General features: G+C 68.6%; 15 protein-coding genes. 5 read left to right on the top strand and 10 right to left on the bottom strand.

Annotated elements, in window-relative coordinates; all coding sequences use genetic code 11:
* Together HNP48_RS01895 and HNP48_RS35775 are read left to right on the top strand one after the other, a co-directional pair.
* Nucleotides 1-642, top strand: a complete 642-nt coding sequence (locus tag HNP48_RS01895; RefSeq protein WP_184855151.1) for a nucleoside/nucleotide kinase family protein — start codon at nt 1-3, stop codon at nt 640-642.
* A 14-nt stretch (nt 643-656) separates the two neighbouring features.
* Nucleotides 657-860, top strand: coding sequence for a hypothetical protein (locus tag HNP48_RS35775; RefSeq protein WP_409362525.1), 204 nt, complete (start codon nt 657-659; stop codon nt 858-860).
* Here HNP48_RS35775 and HNP48_RS01885 read toward each other — a convergent pair.
* The gene (locus HNP48_RS01885) at nt 844-1,764 is read right to left on the bottom strand and encodes a LysR substrate-binding domain-containing protein (protein ID WP_184855150.1); all 921 of its coding nucleotides are present in this window, start codon (nt 1,762-1,764) and stop codon (nt 844-846) included. The two genes, HNP48_RS35775 and HNP48_RS01885, sit on opposite strands and share 17 nt — an antisense overlap.
* 111 nt (nt 1,765-1,875) lie before the next feature.
* Between HNP48_RS01885 and HNP48_RS01880 the strand changes: the two genes are divergently transcribed.
* Nucleotides 1,876-2,283 carry a tautomerase family protein gene (locus HNP48_RS01880; protein WP_184855149.1) on the top strand — a complete coding sequence of 136 codons (408 nt, stop codon included), beginning with the start codon at nt 1,876-1,878 and terminating at the stop codon, nt 2,281-2,283.
* Nucleotides 2,284-2,310: 27 nt separating this feature from the next.
* Here HNP48_RS01880 and HNP48_RS01875 read toward each other — a convergent pair whose 3' ends face one another.
* Complete coding sequence (locus HNP48_RS01875; protein WP_184855148.1) at nt 2,311-2,886, bottom strand: DUF4124 domain-containing protein; 576 nt, start codon at nt 2,884-2,886, stop codon at nt 2,311-2,313.
* A 107-nt stretch (nt 2,887-2,993) separates the two neighbouring features.
* Nucleotides 2,994-3,833 (bottom strand): helix-turn-helix domain-containing protein, encoded by an 840-nt coding sequence (locus HNP48_RS01870; protein ID WP_184855147.1) that lies wholly within the window; start codon nt 3,831-3,833, stop codon nt 2,994-2,996.
* A 97-nt stretch (nt 3,834-3,930) separates the two neighbouring features.
* Between HNP48_RS01870 and HNP48_RS01865 the strand changes: the two genes are divergently transcribed.
* The gene (locus tag HNP48_RS01865) at nt 3,931-5,181 is read left to right on the top strand and encodes an MFS transporter (protein WP_184855146.1); all 1,251 of its coding nucleotides are present in this window, start codon (nt 3,931-3,933) and stop codon (nt 5,179-5,181) included.
* 15 nt (nt 5,182-5,196) lie between these two features.
* Here the strand turns inward: HNP48_RS01865 and HNP48_RS01860 are convergent, their stop codons facing one another.
* The 5 genes from HNP48_RS01860 to HNP48_RS01840 all read right to left on the bottom strand — a co-directional run bounded on the left by HNP48_RS01860 (nt 5,197) and on the right by HNP48_RS01840 (nt 10,522).
* Entirely contained in the window at nt 5,197-6,075 is an 879-nt protein-coding gene (locus tag HNP48_RS01860) for a sugar phosphate isomerase/epimerase (RefSeq protein ID WP_184855145.1), read from the bottom strand.
* Nucleotides 6,076-6,083: 8 nt separating this feature from the next.
* A complete protein-coding gene (locus HNP48_RS01855; RefSeq protein WP_184855144.1) occupies nt 6,084-7,295 on the bottom strand; it encodes a dihydrodipicolinate synthase family protein in 1,212 nt (403 codons plus the stop codon).
* A 44-nt stretch (nt 7,296-7,339) separates the two neighbouring features.
* Nucleotides 7,340-8,503: a Gfo/Idh/MocA family protein gene (locus HNP48_RS01850; RefSeq protein ID WP_184855143.1), complete on the bottom strand. Its 1,164-nt coding sequence runs from the start codon at nt 8,501-8,503 to the stop codon at nt 7,340-7,342.
* Between the two features lie 102 nt (nt 8,504-8,605).
* Nucleotides 8,606-9,598: a tripartite tricarboxylate transporter substrate binding protein gene (locus tag HNP48_RS01845; protein WP_184855142.1), complete on the bottom strand. Its 993-nt coding sequence runs from the start codon at nt 9,596-9,598 to the stop codon at nt 8,606-8,608.
* Between the two features lie 276 nt (nt 9,599-9,874).
* Nucleotides 9,875-10,522: a TetR/AcrR family transcriptional regulator gene (locus HNP48_RS01840; RefSeq protein WP_184855141.1), complete on the bottom strand. Its 648-nt coding sequence runs from the start codon at nt 10,520-10,522 to the stop codon at nt 9,875-9,877.
* 282 nt (nt 10,523-10,804) lie between these two features.
* Between HNP48_RS01840 and HNP48_RS01835 the strand changes: the two genes are divergently transcribed.
* Nucleotides 10,805-12,208, top strand: coding sequence for a hypothetical protein (locus HNP48_RS01835; protein ID WP_184855140.1), 1,404 nt, complete (start codon nt 10,805-10,807; stop codon nt 12,206-12,208).
* 63 nt (nt 12,209-12,271) lie between these two features.
* Here HNP48_RS01835 and HNP48_RS01830 read toward each other — a convergent pair whose 3' ends face one another.
* Together HNP48_RS01830 and pdeM are read right to left on the bottom strand one after the other, a co-directional pair.
* The gene (locus tag HNP48_RS01830) at nt 12,272-14,506 is read right to left on the bottom strand and encodes an NADP-dependent isocitrate dehydrogenase (protein WP_184855139.1); all 2,235 of its coding nucleotides are present in this window, start codon (nt 14,504-14,506) and stop codon (nt 12,272-12,274) included.
* 257 nt (nt 14,507-14,763) lie between these two features.
* Nucleotides 14,764-15,480 (bottom strand): ligase-associated DNA damage response endonuclease PdeM, encoded by a 717-nt coding sequence (gene pdeM / locus HNP48_RS01825; RefSeq protein ID WP_184855138.1) that lies wholly within the window; start codon nt 15,478-15,480, stop codon nt 14,764-14,766.
* Nucleotides 15,481-15,485: the final 5 nt, after the last annotated feature.

Here is a 15,485-nt window from a genome sequence, read left to right as displayed (position 1 = left end):
ATGACGACCCGCGCACTTCCCACCATCCCGCCCCGCCATCTGGTGCGCGTGCACCAACTCCTGCAGGACGGCCAACGCAAGCTGCTCGGGCTGGCCGGGCCGCCAGGCGCCGGAAAATCCTTGCTGGCCACGACCTTGCAGCAGGCTTTCGCCGACGTCTCGCAGGTGGTCCCCATGGATGGCTACCACCTGGCCCATGTGGAACTTGAGCGGCTGGGCCGCGCGGACCGCAAGGGGGCCCCCGACACCTTCGACAGCGCAGGCTATGCCGCCATGCTGCAGCGCCTGCGGGCGCAGCAGCCTGGCGAAACCGTCTATGCACCGGAGTTCCGGCGCGAGATCGAAGAGCCGGTCGCGGGGGCCATTGCCGTGGCGCCGCAGACCCGGCTGGTCATCACCGAAGGCAACTACCTGCTGCTCGACAGCGGCCATTGGGCAGGCGTTGCCGGGCTGCTGGACGAGGTCTGGTACGTCGATGTCGACGATGGCCTGCGCACCCGCCGCCTGACCCGGCGCCATGAAGAATACGGCCGCAGCCGCGAGGACGCGCTGGCGTGGGTGGGCCGCACGGATGAACCCAACGCACGCCTGATCGAAACCACCAAGCACCGCGCCCACAGGCTGTTCCGGTGGGATGACTGAGGCCCGAAACCGGCGTGGCCCCGGTGGTGCCCATGCCGCAGGCCGGCACTGCGGCGCAGGCATCCACGGCGCCGATGCACTTCGGCGAATCCGCGTTCCGCCTGGCGCTCAACGAGGATGCGATGGCCACCGAGAAACTGGCCGAAGGCATCCGCCAGTTCGTCGCGGATGCCATCGCGCTGGAGCGCTGGATCGACGAGCTCAAGGCTGCGCGCTGAGCGGCGAGGGCATCGCGCACGCCTGCGCGACCAGCCAGGCGCTGAACACATCAAGCCTGGGGTGTGCGGCCCCCGTGCGCCGCAGTGCCAGGTAGTCGTAGCCCGAGGCGGCAAAGCCGAACGGCGCGAGCAGCCGTCCGGCCTGCACATCGTCCACCACCAGGTGCCAGGGGGCCATGGCTATGCCCAGGCCGCGCACGGCGGCCTCCAGCGTGAAGTAGTAGTGCTCGTAGACCGGGCCGGCAGCCGCCGCGGCCTCGGGCCAGTCCGCTCCGGCCGCTGCCGCCCAGGTGGCCCATGCACTGCGCCGGGCACGCGTATGCAGCAGGGGCTGGCGGGCGAGGTCGGCGGGCGTGCGCAGCACACCGGCGCGCGCAGCCAGTGCAGGCGACAGCACGGGCCCCAGGCGTTCTGCGAACAGGGGCAGGGCGGTGGCCGCGTCGCGGGGCGTGCCGGTCGCCTCCTCGGCGGTGATGAGCAGGTCGCAGCCTTCGCGCGCGGCATCGGTGCCCGTGTCGGTGGTGCGCAGGCGCACCTCGATGCCCGGGTGCTGCGCATGGAAGTCGAACAGTCGCGGTATCAGCCACTTGACGGTGAAGGTGCTGAAGCAGGCCACGTCCAGCGGGCCCTGGTGGGCGTCGCCCAGCGCGCGCACGGTGTCCGCGATCTGCTGGAAGGCCGTGGTCAGCACGGGCTGCAGCGTGCGCGCCGCGGCGGTCAGGGTAGGCCGGGCCTTGCTGCCATCGAACAGCGGCAGGCCCAGATGGTCTTCGAGCTGGCGCACCTGGCGGCTGATGGCACCGGGCGAGACCGAGAGCTCGTCGGCGGCTGCCGTCATGCGACCCAGGCGGGCCGCGGCTTCAAAGGCGCGCAGGGCAGCGAGCGGGGGCAGGCGGTGGGGCATGGCTATGTGACTTCAATGCACATAGATGCGGAGCATAAATCGCTTTTCCGCCAGAGGGTCAACGGCAAGAATCCGGGCTCAGCCAGTTTTGATTTTCAGGAACATAAGCCCATGCCTTTCATCCACACCCATGTGCCCGAAGCCACCCCTGCAGCCACGCGCGAGGCCGTCGTCCAGGCCATCCACCAGGCCTTGGTCGAGGGCATCGGCATGCCCGAGGACGAGCTGTTCAACATGGTCACCGGCTATGCGCCAGGGCAGTTCGCCTTCAGCCGCAGTTTCAACGGTGTGGCGCGTTCGGACGCCGTGGTGGTGGTGGAGATCACCCTGCGCCGCGGGCGCAGCGATGCGATGAAGCGCGCGCTCTATGCCGCCATCGCGCGCAAGCTGCAGGCCATGGCGCAGGTGGAGCCGGCCGACGTGTTCATCTTCATGCACGAAAACGACTATTCCGACTGGTCCGTGGGCCACGGGCGCTTTGCCATGGCGCTGGTGCAGCAGGTGGGGGCGCCGGGCTGAGCGTTCGCGCGGGCCCTTCTGTGGACGCTATTTCTTGCTCAATTCCTTGAGCTCTTTCTCCAGCGCGTCCACATTGGCCTGCAGCTCGCGCGAGCGCATTTCGCAGGCGGCGGTCGCGGCCTGCATCTCGGACGCAAGGGCCTGCTCGGACGTGGCGACGGCCGTGTTGGTGCGGGCCTGGGTGCGGCGCGCAGCCCGCTCGCGCTGCTCGGCTGTGCAGCGCTGCTGGTGGGCGTTCAGCGTGCCGCGCGCTTCGCGGATCAGGCGCTGCTCCAGGTCGGTCTTGCGGCGCCAGGTCTCGCCAAAGGCGCCTTCCTTGCGTGCGGGGGGAGCAGTGGCCGCAGCCGGGGCGGATGCGGCGCCCGCGGCAGGTGCCGCTGCCGATGCACCCGAGGCCGGTGTGGCGGCCGCCGGCGCCGCCGCCGCGGTACCGATGCCACTGCTCGACAGCCGGACCTCGATCTTCTCGCCCTTGCCTGCGCCTGCGCAGGGTGCATCCTGGAACGACACCTTGCCATCCGGACCTGTGCACTTGTTGATGGCCCACGCTGGCGCGGCCAGCGCCAGGCAGGCGGCTGTGCCAAGGAACAACTGTCGAATCATGCTTTCCCTCTCCCCTGAAACCTGGTGTTGCTGCTTCCCAGTATCGCCGCATCGGGCGGGTGCAAGACTGCCTGCTGTCCCGGCGGTTGCCGAAGGCCCCCTGGCGGTCATGCGGAAGACGGCCCAAAGGCATCGTTCCTGCCGATGAACCAACTCGGCGGCTGCCCCATGGCCGCCTTGAACATGGCCGAGAACGCGCTTTCACTGGCGTAGCCGCTGGCGGCCGCCACTGCGCCCACCGATTCGCCGCGCGCCAGGCGGGGCAGGGCGTGGGCCAGTACCGCCTGCTTGCGCCAGGGCGCAAAGCCCATGCCGAATTGCGCCTGGAACAGCCGCGCCAGGGTGCGCTCGCTGGCGCCGCTGTCGGTGGCCCAGCCGTGCAGCGTGGCATGGCGGCCAGGGGCTTCGAGCACGGCCTGGCACAGGGCGCGCAGGCGCTTGTCGCTGTCGGGGCCGGGCAGGGGCACGCCCAGGGCCAGCACTTCGGCCTGGCCGATCTCGTCGAGCACCAGCGTGGTCAGGGCCGCCTCGCGCGCCGGGCCGGGCGGCGGGCCGCCCACGGGGTCCAGGGCAGACACCAGCTCGCGCAGCAGCGGCGTCACGGCCATGACCCGGCAGACGGCCCCATCGGCGGGCACCACGCTGGGATCGATGTACAGGGTGCGAAAGGCCGCAGCCTCCAGCACGGCGATGGCGTGCAGCGCGCCCGGGGCGATCCACACCGCGCGCGAGGGCGGCACGATGTAGGCCGTGGGCGCCACCGGGGCCACCACGCTGACCTGGATCACGCCGCTGGCGCAGTAGGCCAGCTGCCCCCAGGCATGGCGGTGCGGCTCGAAGTGCGTGTCGGCCGGCATGTTGCGCGCGCGCACCCGCACCGGGTGTGCGGGGTTCGGGGCAAAGGGGTCGGTGTCCCCGAGCGGGGCGACTTGGCTGGTGCGTGCCATGGGTGGGTGGGCTGTGTATACGGAGTTGGCGCAAATTCGCCGAAAGCTGTCTATCCGTCGCATTCCAGAAACTCAGGCGCAATACTACGATTTCGGCATGACCTCTGCCAACCCCGCCGCCAGCCCCGCTGCCGCCGTTGTTCCCCTGCGTGCCGACGCGGGCGTGATCGGCCTCGTGGGCATCGCCCACCTCATCAGCCACTACAGCCAGCTGCTGCTGGCGCCGCTGTTCCCCTGGCTCAAGGATGCCTTCCAGGTCGGTTACACCGAGCTGGGCTTTCTCATGACCATCTTCTTCGTGGTCTCGTGCGCCGTGCAGGCGGGCTCGGGCTTTGTGGTCGACCGCTTTGGCCCACGCCCCATCCTGTTCGGCGGCCTGGCGCTGCTGGGCCTGGCGGCCTTCGGCTTTGCGGCCAGCACCAGCTACGCCATGCTGGCCGCTTTCTCGGTGCTCGCAGGCATCGGCAACGGCGTGTTCCACCCGGTGGACTACACCTTGCTCAACCGCCGCGTGAGCGCGCCGCGCCTGGGCCATGCCTACAGCGTGCACGGCATCACTGGCAGCCTGGGCTGGGCGCTGGCACCGGCCATGCTGGTGCCGCTGGCGATCGCCTTCTCCTGGCGTGTGGCCCTGGTGTGCGCGGGCGTGCTGGCCTTTGCCGTTCTCGCGCTGCTGCTGTTCAACCGCCGGGTACTGGAGCTGCCGCCCGCACTGGCTGCCGCTGCCAAGGGTGGGGCAGGCGCACAGCAGGGCAGTTTTTCCTTCCTGCGCATCCCGGCCGTGTGGATGTGCTTTGCGTTCTTCTTCTTCTACGCCGTCTCGCTCAACGTGGTGCAGGCTTTTGCCCCCGAGGCAGCGCGCCAGCTGCATGCGGTGCCCGTGGCGCTGGCAGCGATGTGCCTCACGGTCTACATGGTGGCCAGCGCGGGCGGCATGGTGCTGGGCGGCTTCCTCGCGGCCGACCCGAGCCGCTGCGAGCGCATCGTGGGCGTGGGCTTCGGCCTCGCCGCCTGCGTGGCGGTGGCCCTGGCCCTGGCGCATCCGCCTGGCGCCCTGGTGCCCGTGATGTTCGGTGTGATGGGTTTTTGCGCCGGCATTGCCGGCCCCTCGCGCGACCTGCTGGTCAAGCGCTCCACGCCCGAGGGTTCCACGGGCCGGGTCTACGGCATTGTGTACTCGGGCCTGGACATCGGCCAGGCCATGTCGCCGCTGCTGTTCGGCGTGCTGCTCGACCAGGGGCGCTTCACGGCCGTGCTGCTGGGCTTGGCCGTGGTGCAGGGCGTGCTGATCGCGAGTGCCTTCAATGTGCGCCGTGTGCGGCGCACGGTGGCGCCGCTGCCAGCCTGAAGCTGGCTACCTGCATCAGACCGCCGTGCGGTGGCGCGTGATGCAGGTGTCCAGCGTGTCTTCGCCTGTGCGCTGCCACCAGTCCAGCGCCGAGAAGATCTCCACCTCGGCATAGCCCTCGAAGCCTGCGGCTTCGACCCACTGGCGGATCTTCTTCAACTCGATCACCCCGTCGCCCATCATGCCGCGGTCGCTGAGCAGGTCGCGCGTGGGCAGGCGCCAGTCGCAGACGTGGTAGGCCAGCAGGCGCTCCTTGCCGGCGCGCGCGATCTGCTGCGCGAGCTTGGGGTCCCACCACACGTGGTACACGTCCAGCGCCACGCCGAGTGCACCGGTCTTGTTCGCGTCGAGCGCATCGCAGATGTCCAGTGCCTGCTCCAGGGTGTTGATGCAGGCGCGGTCGGCCGCCTGCATGGGGTGCAGCGGCTCGATGGCCAGGGGCATGCCCACCTGGCGCGCGTATTCCAGCGACGCGGCGATGCCGTCGAACACCTCGCTGCGTGCGCGCGCGAGGTCGGTGTAGTGCGGTGTGCCCTCCAGCGCGCCGGGCAGGGCGCCTACCACCAGCACCAGGCAGGCGGCGTCGAGCGTCTTGGCCTCGTCGATGGCGCGGCGGTTGTCGTCCAGTGCGGCGCGCAGGCCGGCCGCATCGGCGGCCGGGAAGAAGCCGCCCCGGCAGTAGCCCGACAGCGCCATGCCATGGGCGCGCAGCTGGTGCGCGGTGGCTTCCAGCCCGGCCGCAGCCACCTGGTCGCGCCAGGGGCTGATGGCGCGGATGCCGCGCTCGGCGCACTGGTCGATGATGCGCGACAGCGGCACCTCCGCCCCCTGCTGCTTGCGCACGGTGGCGGTGTTGATGGACAGCCAGCGGTGGTCTTGCGAGAAATCACGCATGGCGGTGCTCAGGCGGCTACGCCGTGCAATGCCAGCAGGTGGCCCATGCGCTGCACGGCCAGCTCGGGCTGCTCCAGCAGGTCGGCCTGGTCGGCCAGTCGGAACAGCTCGGCAAAGTGCACCAGCGAGCGCGTGCTCTGCTGCCCACCCACCATGGTGAAGTGGCCCTGGTGGCCGTTGAGCCAGGCCATGAAGACCACGCCCGTCTTGTAAAAGCGCGTGGGCGCCGCGAAGATGTGGCGCGACAGCGGCACCGTGGGCCCCAGGATGGCGTGAAAGCGCGCCTGGTCGCCCGCGGCCAGCGCCGCCAGCGCGGCACTCGCCGCCGGTGCGATGGCGTCGAAGATGCCCAGCAGCGCATCGCTCTGGCCCTGGCGCGGCGTGCTGCCGGCGCCATCGCCCGCAATCAGCTCGGCGTAGTTGAAGTCGTCGCCCGTGTACATGCGCACGCCCTGGCCGTCGGTGCCGCCTGTGGCGGGCAGGCGGCGGCGCATGGCGACCTCCTTGTCCTTGTCGAGCAGCGAGATCTTGATGCCGTCCACCTTGTCCGGGTGCGCGGCGATCACGGCCAGCGCCGTGTCCATGGCCGCATCCACATCGCGCGAACCCCAGTAGCCGGCCAGCGCCGGGTCGAACATGTCGCCCAGCCAGTGCAGCACCACGGGCTGGCGCGCCTGCGCAAGGATGCGGTCGTACACGCGCTCATAGTCCGCGGGGCTTTTCGCCACGCGGGCCAGCGCGCGGCTGGCCATCACGATGAGCTTGCCGCCGAGCTTTTCGATGGCCTCCATCTGCTCCTCGTAGCCGCGGATCACGTCGTCCACCGACTTCACCTCGTCCAGCACCAGGTGGTCCGTGCCGCAGCCCGAGGCCACGAGCGCGCCCGGCCCGAAATCGCGCGCCGCGTCGAGCGAGCGGCGGATCAGCTCCAGCGAGGTCGGCCAGTCCAGCCCCATGCCACGCTGCGCGGTGTCCATGGCCTCGGCCACGCCCAGGCCCAGCGACCACAGGCGCTGGCGGTAGGCGATGGTGGCGTCCCAGTCCACCGCGCACTGCAGCCAGGGGTCGATGGCGGCCAGCGGGTCGGCCACCACATGGGCGGCCGAGTAGGCGATGCGGTTGAACACGGCCCCCTTGCTGGGAACCACGGGCGCGCGGCCTTGCAGGGTGTAGGGGCTGGTGCGGCCGTCGGCCGTGGGCAGGGAGAGGCGAAGGGCCATGGTGAGCTCGGGCTATGGGGTGAAAAGGGTCAAGTGGTCAGGCGTCAGGCTTTCAGCGGTGCCACGTCCACCCAGCGGCGTTCCTTCCAGCTTTCCAACGCGGCTTCCACCAGCTGCACGCCCTTGGCACCTTCGGGCAGGGTCCACTTGTAGGGGGCGTCTTCCACCACATGGCGGATGAAGTGCTCCCACTGGATCTTGAAGCCGTTGTCGTAGACCTGCGAGTCGGGGATCTCCTGCCACTGGTCAAAGAAGTTCATGGTCTGCTTCTCGTCGGGGTTCCACACCGGGCGCGGCGTGGCCACGCGGCTTTGCGCGCGGCAGCTCGACAGGCCGGCCACGGCCGAGCCGTCGGTGCCGTCCACGTGGAAGGTGACCAGGTCGTCGCGGCGCACGCGCGTGGCCCAGCTCATGTTGAGCTGCGCGATCACCGGCTCGCCGTTGTGGCCCGTGAGCTCGCAGGTGGCGTAGGCGGCGTCGTCGGCCGTGGCCTTGTAGGGCTGGCCCGCCTCGTCCCAGCGCTGCGGGATGTGGGTGGCGCCGATGCACGAGACGGACTTCACTTCGCCGAACAGGTTGTCCAGCACGTAGCGCCAGTGGCACATCATGTCCAGGATCATGCCGCCGCCGTCTTCGCTGCGGTAGTTCCAGCTCGGGCGCTGGATGGGCTGCAGGTCGCCTTCGAAGACCCAGTAGCCGAACTCCAGGCGCACGCTCAGCATGCGGCCGAAGAAGCCCGCGCGGCGCAGCATGTCCAGCTTGCGCAGGCCGGGCAGAAAGAGCTTGTCCTGCACGGCGCCATGCTTGAGGCCCGAGCCCGAGGCCAGGCGTGCGATCTCCACCGCCTCGTTGAGGTTGGTGGCAATGGGCTTTTCGCAGTACACATGCTTGCCCGCGCGGATGGCCTTGGCCAGCAGGGTGGGGCGCATCTGCGTGGTGCCGGCGTCGAAGAACACGGTGTCCTCGGGGTTGGCGAGCGCGGCGTCGAGGTCCGTGCCCCAGCGTGCGATGCCATGCGCCTTGGCCAGGGCCTCCATCTTCTCGGCATTGCGGCCGATGAGGATGGGGTCGGGCATCACGCGGTTGCCGTTGGCCAGCAGCACGCCGCCCTGCGCGCGGATGGCGCAGATGGAGCGGATCAGATGCTGGTTCATGCCCATGCGGCCGGTGACGCCGTGCATGATGAGTCCGAGTCGTTGGGTTGCCATGGTGGTAGGTCCGTTCAGTTCAAAGGTTGCAGAAATGGGCAAAGGCGCGGCCTGGCCACCCCCATGGCAGGGGCTGGCGGTACGGTTCAGCGCGGGATGGGCTTACTGGGCGGGCGAGAGGCCGGCCGCCTTGACCAGCGCGGCGTTGTTCTTGATCTCGTCCTTGATGTAGGCGTCGAACTGCTCGGGCTTGAGCGTCCAGGCATCGGCACCGAGCTTGAGGAAGCGCTCCTTCACCTCGGGCGTGGCCAGGGCCTTGACCACCTCGTCGTGCAGGCGGTTGACGATGTCGCGCGGCGTCTTGGCCGGCACCATCATGCCGATCCAGAAGTTGAATTCCGAGCCGGGCACGCCGGCCTCGGCCGTGGTGGGAACATCGGGCAGGGCGGCCGCGCGCTTGGGCGAGCCCACGGCCAGCGCCAGCAACTGGCCGTCCTTGATCTGGCCGATGACGGGCGCGATCGGCGAGAAGTAGTAGTCCACGCGGCCCGACAGCACCTCGGTCACGGCCTCGGCCGAGCCTTTGAAGGGGATGTTGGTCGCGTCGATCTTGGCGGCCAGCTTGAATTTCTCGGCGTTCAGGTGCGTGGCGCTGCCCTGGCCGGCCGAGGCGAAGTTCACCGTACCGGGCTTGGCCTTGGCCGCGGCTACCAGGTCCTGCAGCGTCTTGATGCCCTTGGCGGGCGAGATCACCAGCGCATTGGGCAGCGAGGAAATCGGCGTCACGCCCGCGAAGTCGCCCGTGGTGTCGAAGGGCAGCTTGGCAAAGGTCAGCGGGCTCACCGTGTGCGAGGACGAGTGGATCATCACCGTGTAGCCATCGGGCGCGGCGGTTGCCACGGCCTGCTGGCCGATGGTGCCGCTGGCGCCGCCGCGGTTGTCCACCACCAGCGACTGCCCCATGCTCTGGCCCATCTTGTCGGCGATGGCGCGCGCAATGATGTCGGTGGTGCTGCCGGCCGCAAAGGGCACGATCACGCGGATGGGCTTGGTGGGGTAGCCGCCCTGCGCGAAGGCGCCGAAGGACAGCGACGTGAGCGCAGCCGCCGCCAGGGCGGTGGCTGCTGCGCGGCGGGTGGTGCGGAAGAAGGGCATGGATTTGTCTCCGTTGGCAGGCTTGGACTTGCTCTTTAATTCACTGAATGGTGAATAATCGGATTTTTAGGCATTGCTGCGCCTGCGTCAACGCGGACGCATCGAACGAAGCTAGGGGTTTACCCGGGCTGCAGGGGCGCTTGCACCGCCGAAGACCTGTGCCAATGGCGCCGCCCAAGCCAGTGCTCCTGTGCAAGGGCTGCCAAGCCGCGCAGGCGGCGCTCCGCTTGCGTGCACCGGGAGAGGGGTGAAGGCGCGAAGCGCCTCAGGGGGGCCTTACTTCAACACGTAGCCCAGGATGACGTCGCACATGTGCGTCAGCCGCTCGTTGCGGGCCTTGGGCGTCATCAGGTCGCGCCCGAAGATGGCCGACAGGGTGTGGTTGTTCGACAGGTAGAAGTACGACAGCCCGGCGATCGAGACGTAGAGCTGCAGCGGGTCCACCCCGCCACGGAAGCTGCCCTCGCGCCGCCCGTGTTCGAGCACCTCGCCCAGCATGGCGATCAGGGGCGAGTTCATCTCGCGCGCGCGCTGCGACTCCTGCAGGTGGCGCGCCTTGTGCAGGTTGGCGCTGTTGAGCAGGGTCAGGAACTGGGGGTTCTCCAGGTAGTACACCCAGGTGAATTCGACCAGCCGGCGGATCGCGGTGGCGGGCTCCAGCTCCAGCAGGTTGAGCTTGCGTTCCTCCTCGCGGATGTGCAGGTAGGCCTGCTCCAGCACGGCCTGGAACAGGGTCTCCTTGTCCTCGAAGTAGTAGTAGATCAGCCGCTTGTTCAGGCCCGCGCGCTCGGCGATGCGGTCCATGCGGGCGCCGCCCAGGCCATGCTCGGCGAACTCGTCGCGTGCCGCGCTGAGGATCGCGCCCTGGGAGCGGTCGGCGTCGCGCTGGCGCTCCTTGGCTGTGGTGTCGGTGTCTTTGCTCATGCCTGAATAATTCACTATTTGGTTAACAAAATCCAGCCCCACTCCGGGCGGGAAGGATTTGCGGCAGCGATGCACGGCGCGGCACGGGCTCACACAGGCACGGGGAAGCACTATAGCCAGGGCGTGCGGGGGCGGGCTGCCGCATGGGCATATGCATGGCGTATGGAGCTGCCCTGCCCAGGCTATTTGACGGGCCGCAGGCGGCTTTCTACGATGCACCACGGCCCTTGCTGCCCGCTCCTTTCCCCAGAACCACACGACATTCCCGGAGACGAATTGCCCATGCACCCCCTCTCTGCATTCCCCGTGCCCGCAAGGCGGCTGGTCCTGCCAGGCCTGGCGGCCAGCCTGCTGCTGGCGGCCTGCGCTCCGATGAAGACGCCGCCCGCCGCCGGCGTGGGCACCGCCGTGCCCGCCAGCAAGGAGGCAGCCCCTGTCGCCACGGCCTGCCCCAAGGACATCGAGGCCATCGCGCGCTGCCTCTCGGGCCAGGACTCGGCCGGCGCCTACTACCTCATCGCCATGCCCAAGGCCTGGAACCAGGTGCTGGTGATGCACTCGCACGGCGGCCCCACGCTGGGCGCCCCCAAGCCCGAGCGCGCGGTGGAGGACCTGGAGCGCTGGTCCATCATGGTGCGCGCCGGCTATGCCTGGGCCGGCAGCACCTTCCGCCAGGGCGGCGTGGCCGTGCGCGCCGCGGCCGAAGACACGGAGCGCCTGCGCCGCATCTTCATCGCCCAGGTGGCGCAGCCGCGCCGCACCATCCTGCACGGCCAGTCCTGGGGGGCCAGCGTGGCCGCCATGGGGGCCGACATGTTCGGCCATGGCGCCGTCAGCCCCCGGCCCTATGACGCCGTGCTGCTCACCAGCGGCCTGCTCGCCGGCGGCAGCCGCTCGTACGACTTCCGCACCGACCTGCGCGTGGTCTACCAGCATCTGTGCCACAACCATCCCTTGCCCAGCGAGGCGCAGTACCCGCTGAACATCGGCCTGCCGGCCGGTGCGAAGCTGACCGGCGCCGAGCTCACGGCCCGGGTCAACGACTGCCTGGGCCTGGACAAGCCTGCCGCCCAGCGCACGCCCGAGCAGCAGCGCAAGGTCAAGACGATTGTCGACGTACTCCGCATCCCTGCCAGCTCCATCCAGAGCCACCTGAACTGGGGCACCTTCCACTACCGCGATGTGGTGCACCTGCGCACGGGCGATGCCAGCCCCTTCGGCAACACCGGCGCGCGCTACACGGGCTCGCCCGACGATGCGGCGCTCAACGCCGCCGTGCTGCGCTACAAAGCCGATCCGCAGGCCCTGGCCCGCTTCGCGCAGGACACCGACCCCACAGGCCGCATCGACGTGCCCGTGCTCACTACCAAGGGCGTGGACGACCCGACCGCCTTCGTCGAGCTCGATGCCTTCTTCAAGGGCACCATGGAGCGCGCGGGCAGCGGCGCGCGCCTGGTGCAGACCTTTACCCAGCACAACACCCACAGCTACCTGAGCGACCCGACCTACCCCACGCTGATGACCGCGCTGCTGCGCTGGGTGGACGAGGGCGCCAAGCCCACGCCCGAGGTCATTGCCCAGCAGTGCCCGGCCAACGAGGCCAAATTCGGCAAGGGCTGCGCTTTCCTGCCGGCCTATGTGCCCAAGCCCCTGAACAGCCGCGTGGTGGACCGCGACAGGCCCTGAACATCCGAAAAATAAAAAAGGCCCCGCTACGCGGGGCCTTTGCTTTGGGGCAGCTGCAAAAAATCAGGCCACAGCAGCCAGCGCCTTGTTCAGCGTCTCGCTGGGGCGCATCACTTTGTCGAGCTTGGACACGTCGGGGTGGTAGTAGCCGCCGATGTCGGCGGGCTGGCCCTGCACGGCAGCCAGTTCGGCCACGATGGTCTCTTCCTTGGCCGTCAGTTCCTGGGCCAGTGCGGCAAAGCGCGTGGCCAGTTCCTTGTCGTCCGTCTGAGCGGCCAGTTCCTGGGCCCAGTACAGGGCCAGGTAGAACTGGCTGCCGCGGTTGTCCAGCTGGCCGGTCTTGGGCGAGGGGTTCTTGTTGTTGTCCAAGAGCTTGCCCGTGGCGGCGTCCAGCGTCTTGGCCAGGATCTTGGCCTTGGCGTTGCTGGTCTTGATACCGAGGTCTTCGAACGACACGGCCAGCGCCAGGAACTCGCCCAGCGAATCCCAGCGCAGGTGGTTTTCTTCCACCAGCTGCTGCACGTGCTTGGGGGCGGAGCCGCCGGCACCCGTTTCGTACATGCCGCCACCGGCCATCAGCGGCACGATGGACAGCATCTTGGCCGAGGTGCCCAGTTCCATGATGGGGAACAGGTCGGTCAGGTAGTCGCGCAGGATGTTGCCGGTGGCGCTGATGGTGTCCAGGCCGCGGATCACGCGTTCCAGCGTGTAGCGCATGGCACGCACCTGGCTCATGATCTGGATATCGAGGCCGGTGGTGTTGTGCTCGTGCAGGTACATCTTGACCTTGGTGATCAGCTGCGCTTCGTGCGGGCGGTACGAGTCGAGCCAGAACACCACGGGCATGCCCGAGTTGCGGGCGCGCGTGACGGCCAGCTTGACCCAGTCGCGGATCGCGGCGTCCTTGACCTGGCACATGCGCCAGATGTCGCCGGCTTCCACGTTCTGGGACAGCAGCACTTCGCCGGTCGCCAGGTCGGTGATGTTGGCCACGCCGTCTTCGGCGATCTCGAAGGTCTTGTCGTGCGAGCCGTACTCTTCGGCCTGCTGGGCCATCAGGCCCACGTTGGGCACCGTGCCCATGGTCTTGGGATCGAAGGCGCCGTGCCATTTGCAGAAGTTGATGATCTCCTGGTAGATGCGGGCGAAGGTCGACTCGGGCATCACGGCCTTCACGTCCTTCAGGCGGCCGTTGGCGTCCCACATCTTGCCGCTGTTGCGGATCATCGCGGGCATGGACGCGTCCACGATGATGTCGTTGGGCGAGTGGAAGTTGGTGATGCCCTTGGCGGAGTCCACCATGGCCAGCTCGGGGCGGTTCTCGTGGCAGGCGTGCAGGTCGCGCTTGATCTCGTCGCGCTGGCTTTGGGGCAGCGTCTCGATCTTGGTGTACAGGTCGACCATGCCGTTGTTCACGTTCACGCCCAGCTCGTCGAACGTCTTGGCGTGCTTGGCGAACGCGTCCTTGTAGAAGATGCGCACGCAGTGGCCGAACACGATGGGGTGCGAGACCTTCATCATCGTGGCCTTCACGTGCAGCGAGAACATCACGCCGGTCTTGCGCGCGTCTTCGATTTCCTTCTCGTAGAACTCCAGCAGCGCCTTCTTGCTCATGAACATGCTGTCGATCACTTCGCGGTCGAGCAGCGCGACCTTGGGCTTCAAGACAATGGTCTTGCCGCTCTTGGTGATCAGTTCCATCTTCACCTCACGGGGGCGGTCCAGCGTCATGGACTTTTCGCCGTGGTAGAAGTCGCCGTGGTGCATGTGCGAGACGTGGCTGCGCGATGCCTGGCTCCATTCACCCATCGAATGGGGGTTCTTGCGCGCGTAGTTCTTCACGGCGGCGGGCGCGCGGCGGTCGGAGTTGCCTTCGCGCAGCACGGGGTTCACCGCAGAGCCGATGCACTTGCCGTAGCGCGCCTTGATCTCTTTTTCCTTGTCGTCCTTGGGCTGGTCCGGGTAGTCGGGCAGTGCGTAGCCCTTGCCCTGCAGCTCGGCGATGGCCGCCTTGAGCTGGGCCACCGAGGCGCTGATATTGGGCAGCTTGATGATGTTGGCATCGGCCTGCAGCGTCTTCTTGCCCAGCTCGGCCAGGGTGTTCGGAACGCGCTGGTCTTCCTTCAAGAACTCGGGGAACTCGCCCAGCACGCGGGCGGCCACGGAGATGTCGGACTCCGCCACGTTGATGCCCGCAGGCGCCGCGAAGGTGCGGATGATGGGCAGGAAAGAAGCCGTGGCCAGGCGAGGCGCCTCGTCGGTCAGGGTGTAGATGATGGTCGGTTGCTGGGTCGTCATGGCTTGTCTCACGAAACGAGTGTGTAAATGCCCTTTGCCGGGGTATGGCAGGGGCCAAACGCGAATGCTCTCGCATTCTCGTCCTTTGGCGCTTTCGCGGGACCCGGTTTTTGCAATCGAATCCCACAATGCAAAATTTGCCGACGGGTAGGCGCAATTTTTTGATGCGTTGTCTATAGCGGAAGCGGTTTGGGGTGGGAAATTGGGCTGCGGCAAGACCGAAAGGCCTCATTGGCACAAGGGCCAAGCGGCGGGGCTCAATCTGACTCGCCAGACGGCCGAACCTCCACCACCCGATCCCCCACCACCGCCAACCGCCGCGCCTGTGGCGCCATGGACTGGCTCGATGTCCCCGTGAAGGCTCCGAAGGCCGGCAGCACCAGCAGCCCCGGCGTGAAGGCGAAGCAGGGCAGGCGTGCCGCATCGCGCGCCAGGCCGTACAGGGTCACCGTGGGGTGCAGATGGCCGGCCAGCACGGTGCTGCCGGCCATGGCCAGGGGGTGGTGGCAGGCCAGCACCTCGGCGCCCTCCACCGGCTGCCAGGGTTCGTCAGTGAGGTCGATGGCGAGGGCCGCAGGCGGATCGCCCGCAAGCAGGTCGTGGTTGCCGCGCACCAGGGTCATGCGGATGCCGGCGTGGCGCTCGCGCCAGGGCCGCAACTGGGCCCACAGGGGGGCCTCGGCCCCGCTGCGCGCGTGCAGAAAATCGCCGAGGAAGACCAGGTGCTGCGCGCCCGTGGCGGCCAGCACGGCATCGAGCCGGGCCAGATTGTCGGCCGTGGTGCCATGCGGCACGGGCTGGCCCGCGCGGCGGAAGCTGGCGGCCTTGCCGAAGTGCACATCGGCCACAAAGGCCATGCGCGCGGCCGGCCAGACCACCGCGCGCTGGGGCAGCAGCCACAGCACGGTGCCGCCCGGCAGGGTGAGGGCGTGGGTGCCTGTGGGCGGGATCTGGGGCAGCGAGGGCGCGTTCACGGCTT

It is taken from the genome of Acidovorax soli (assembly GCF_014207955.1).
GTDB classification, from domain to species: domain Bacteria; phylum Pseudomonadota; class Gammaproteobacteria; order Burkholderiales; family Burkholderiaceae_C; genus Acidovorax; species Acidovorax soli_A.
This window is presented reverse-complemented; position numbering and strand designations above follow the sequence as displayed.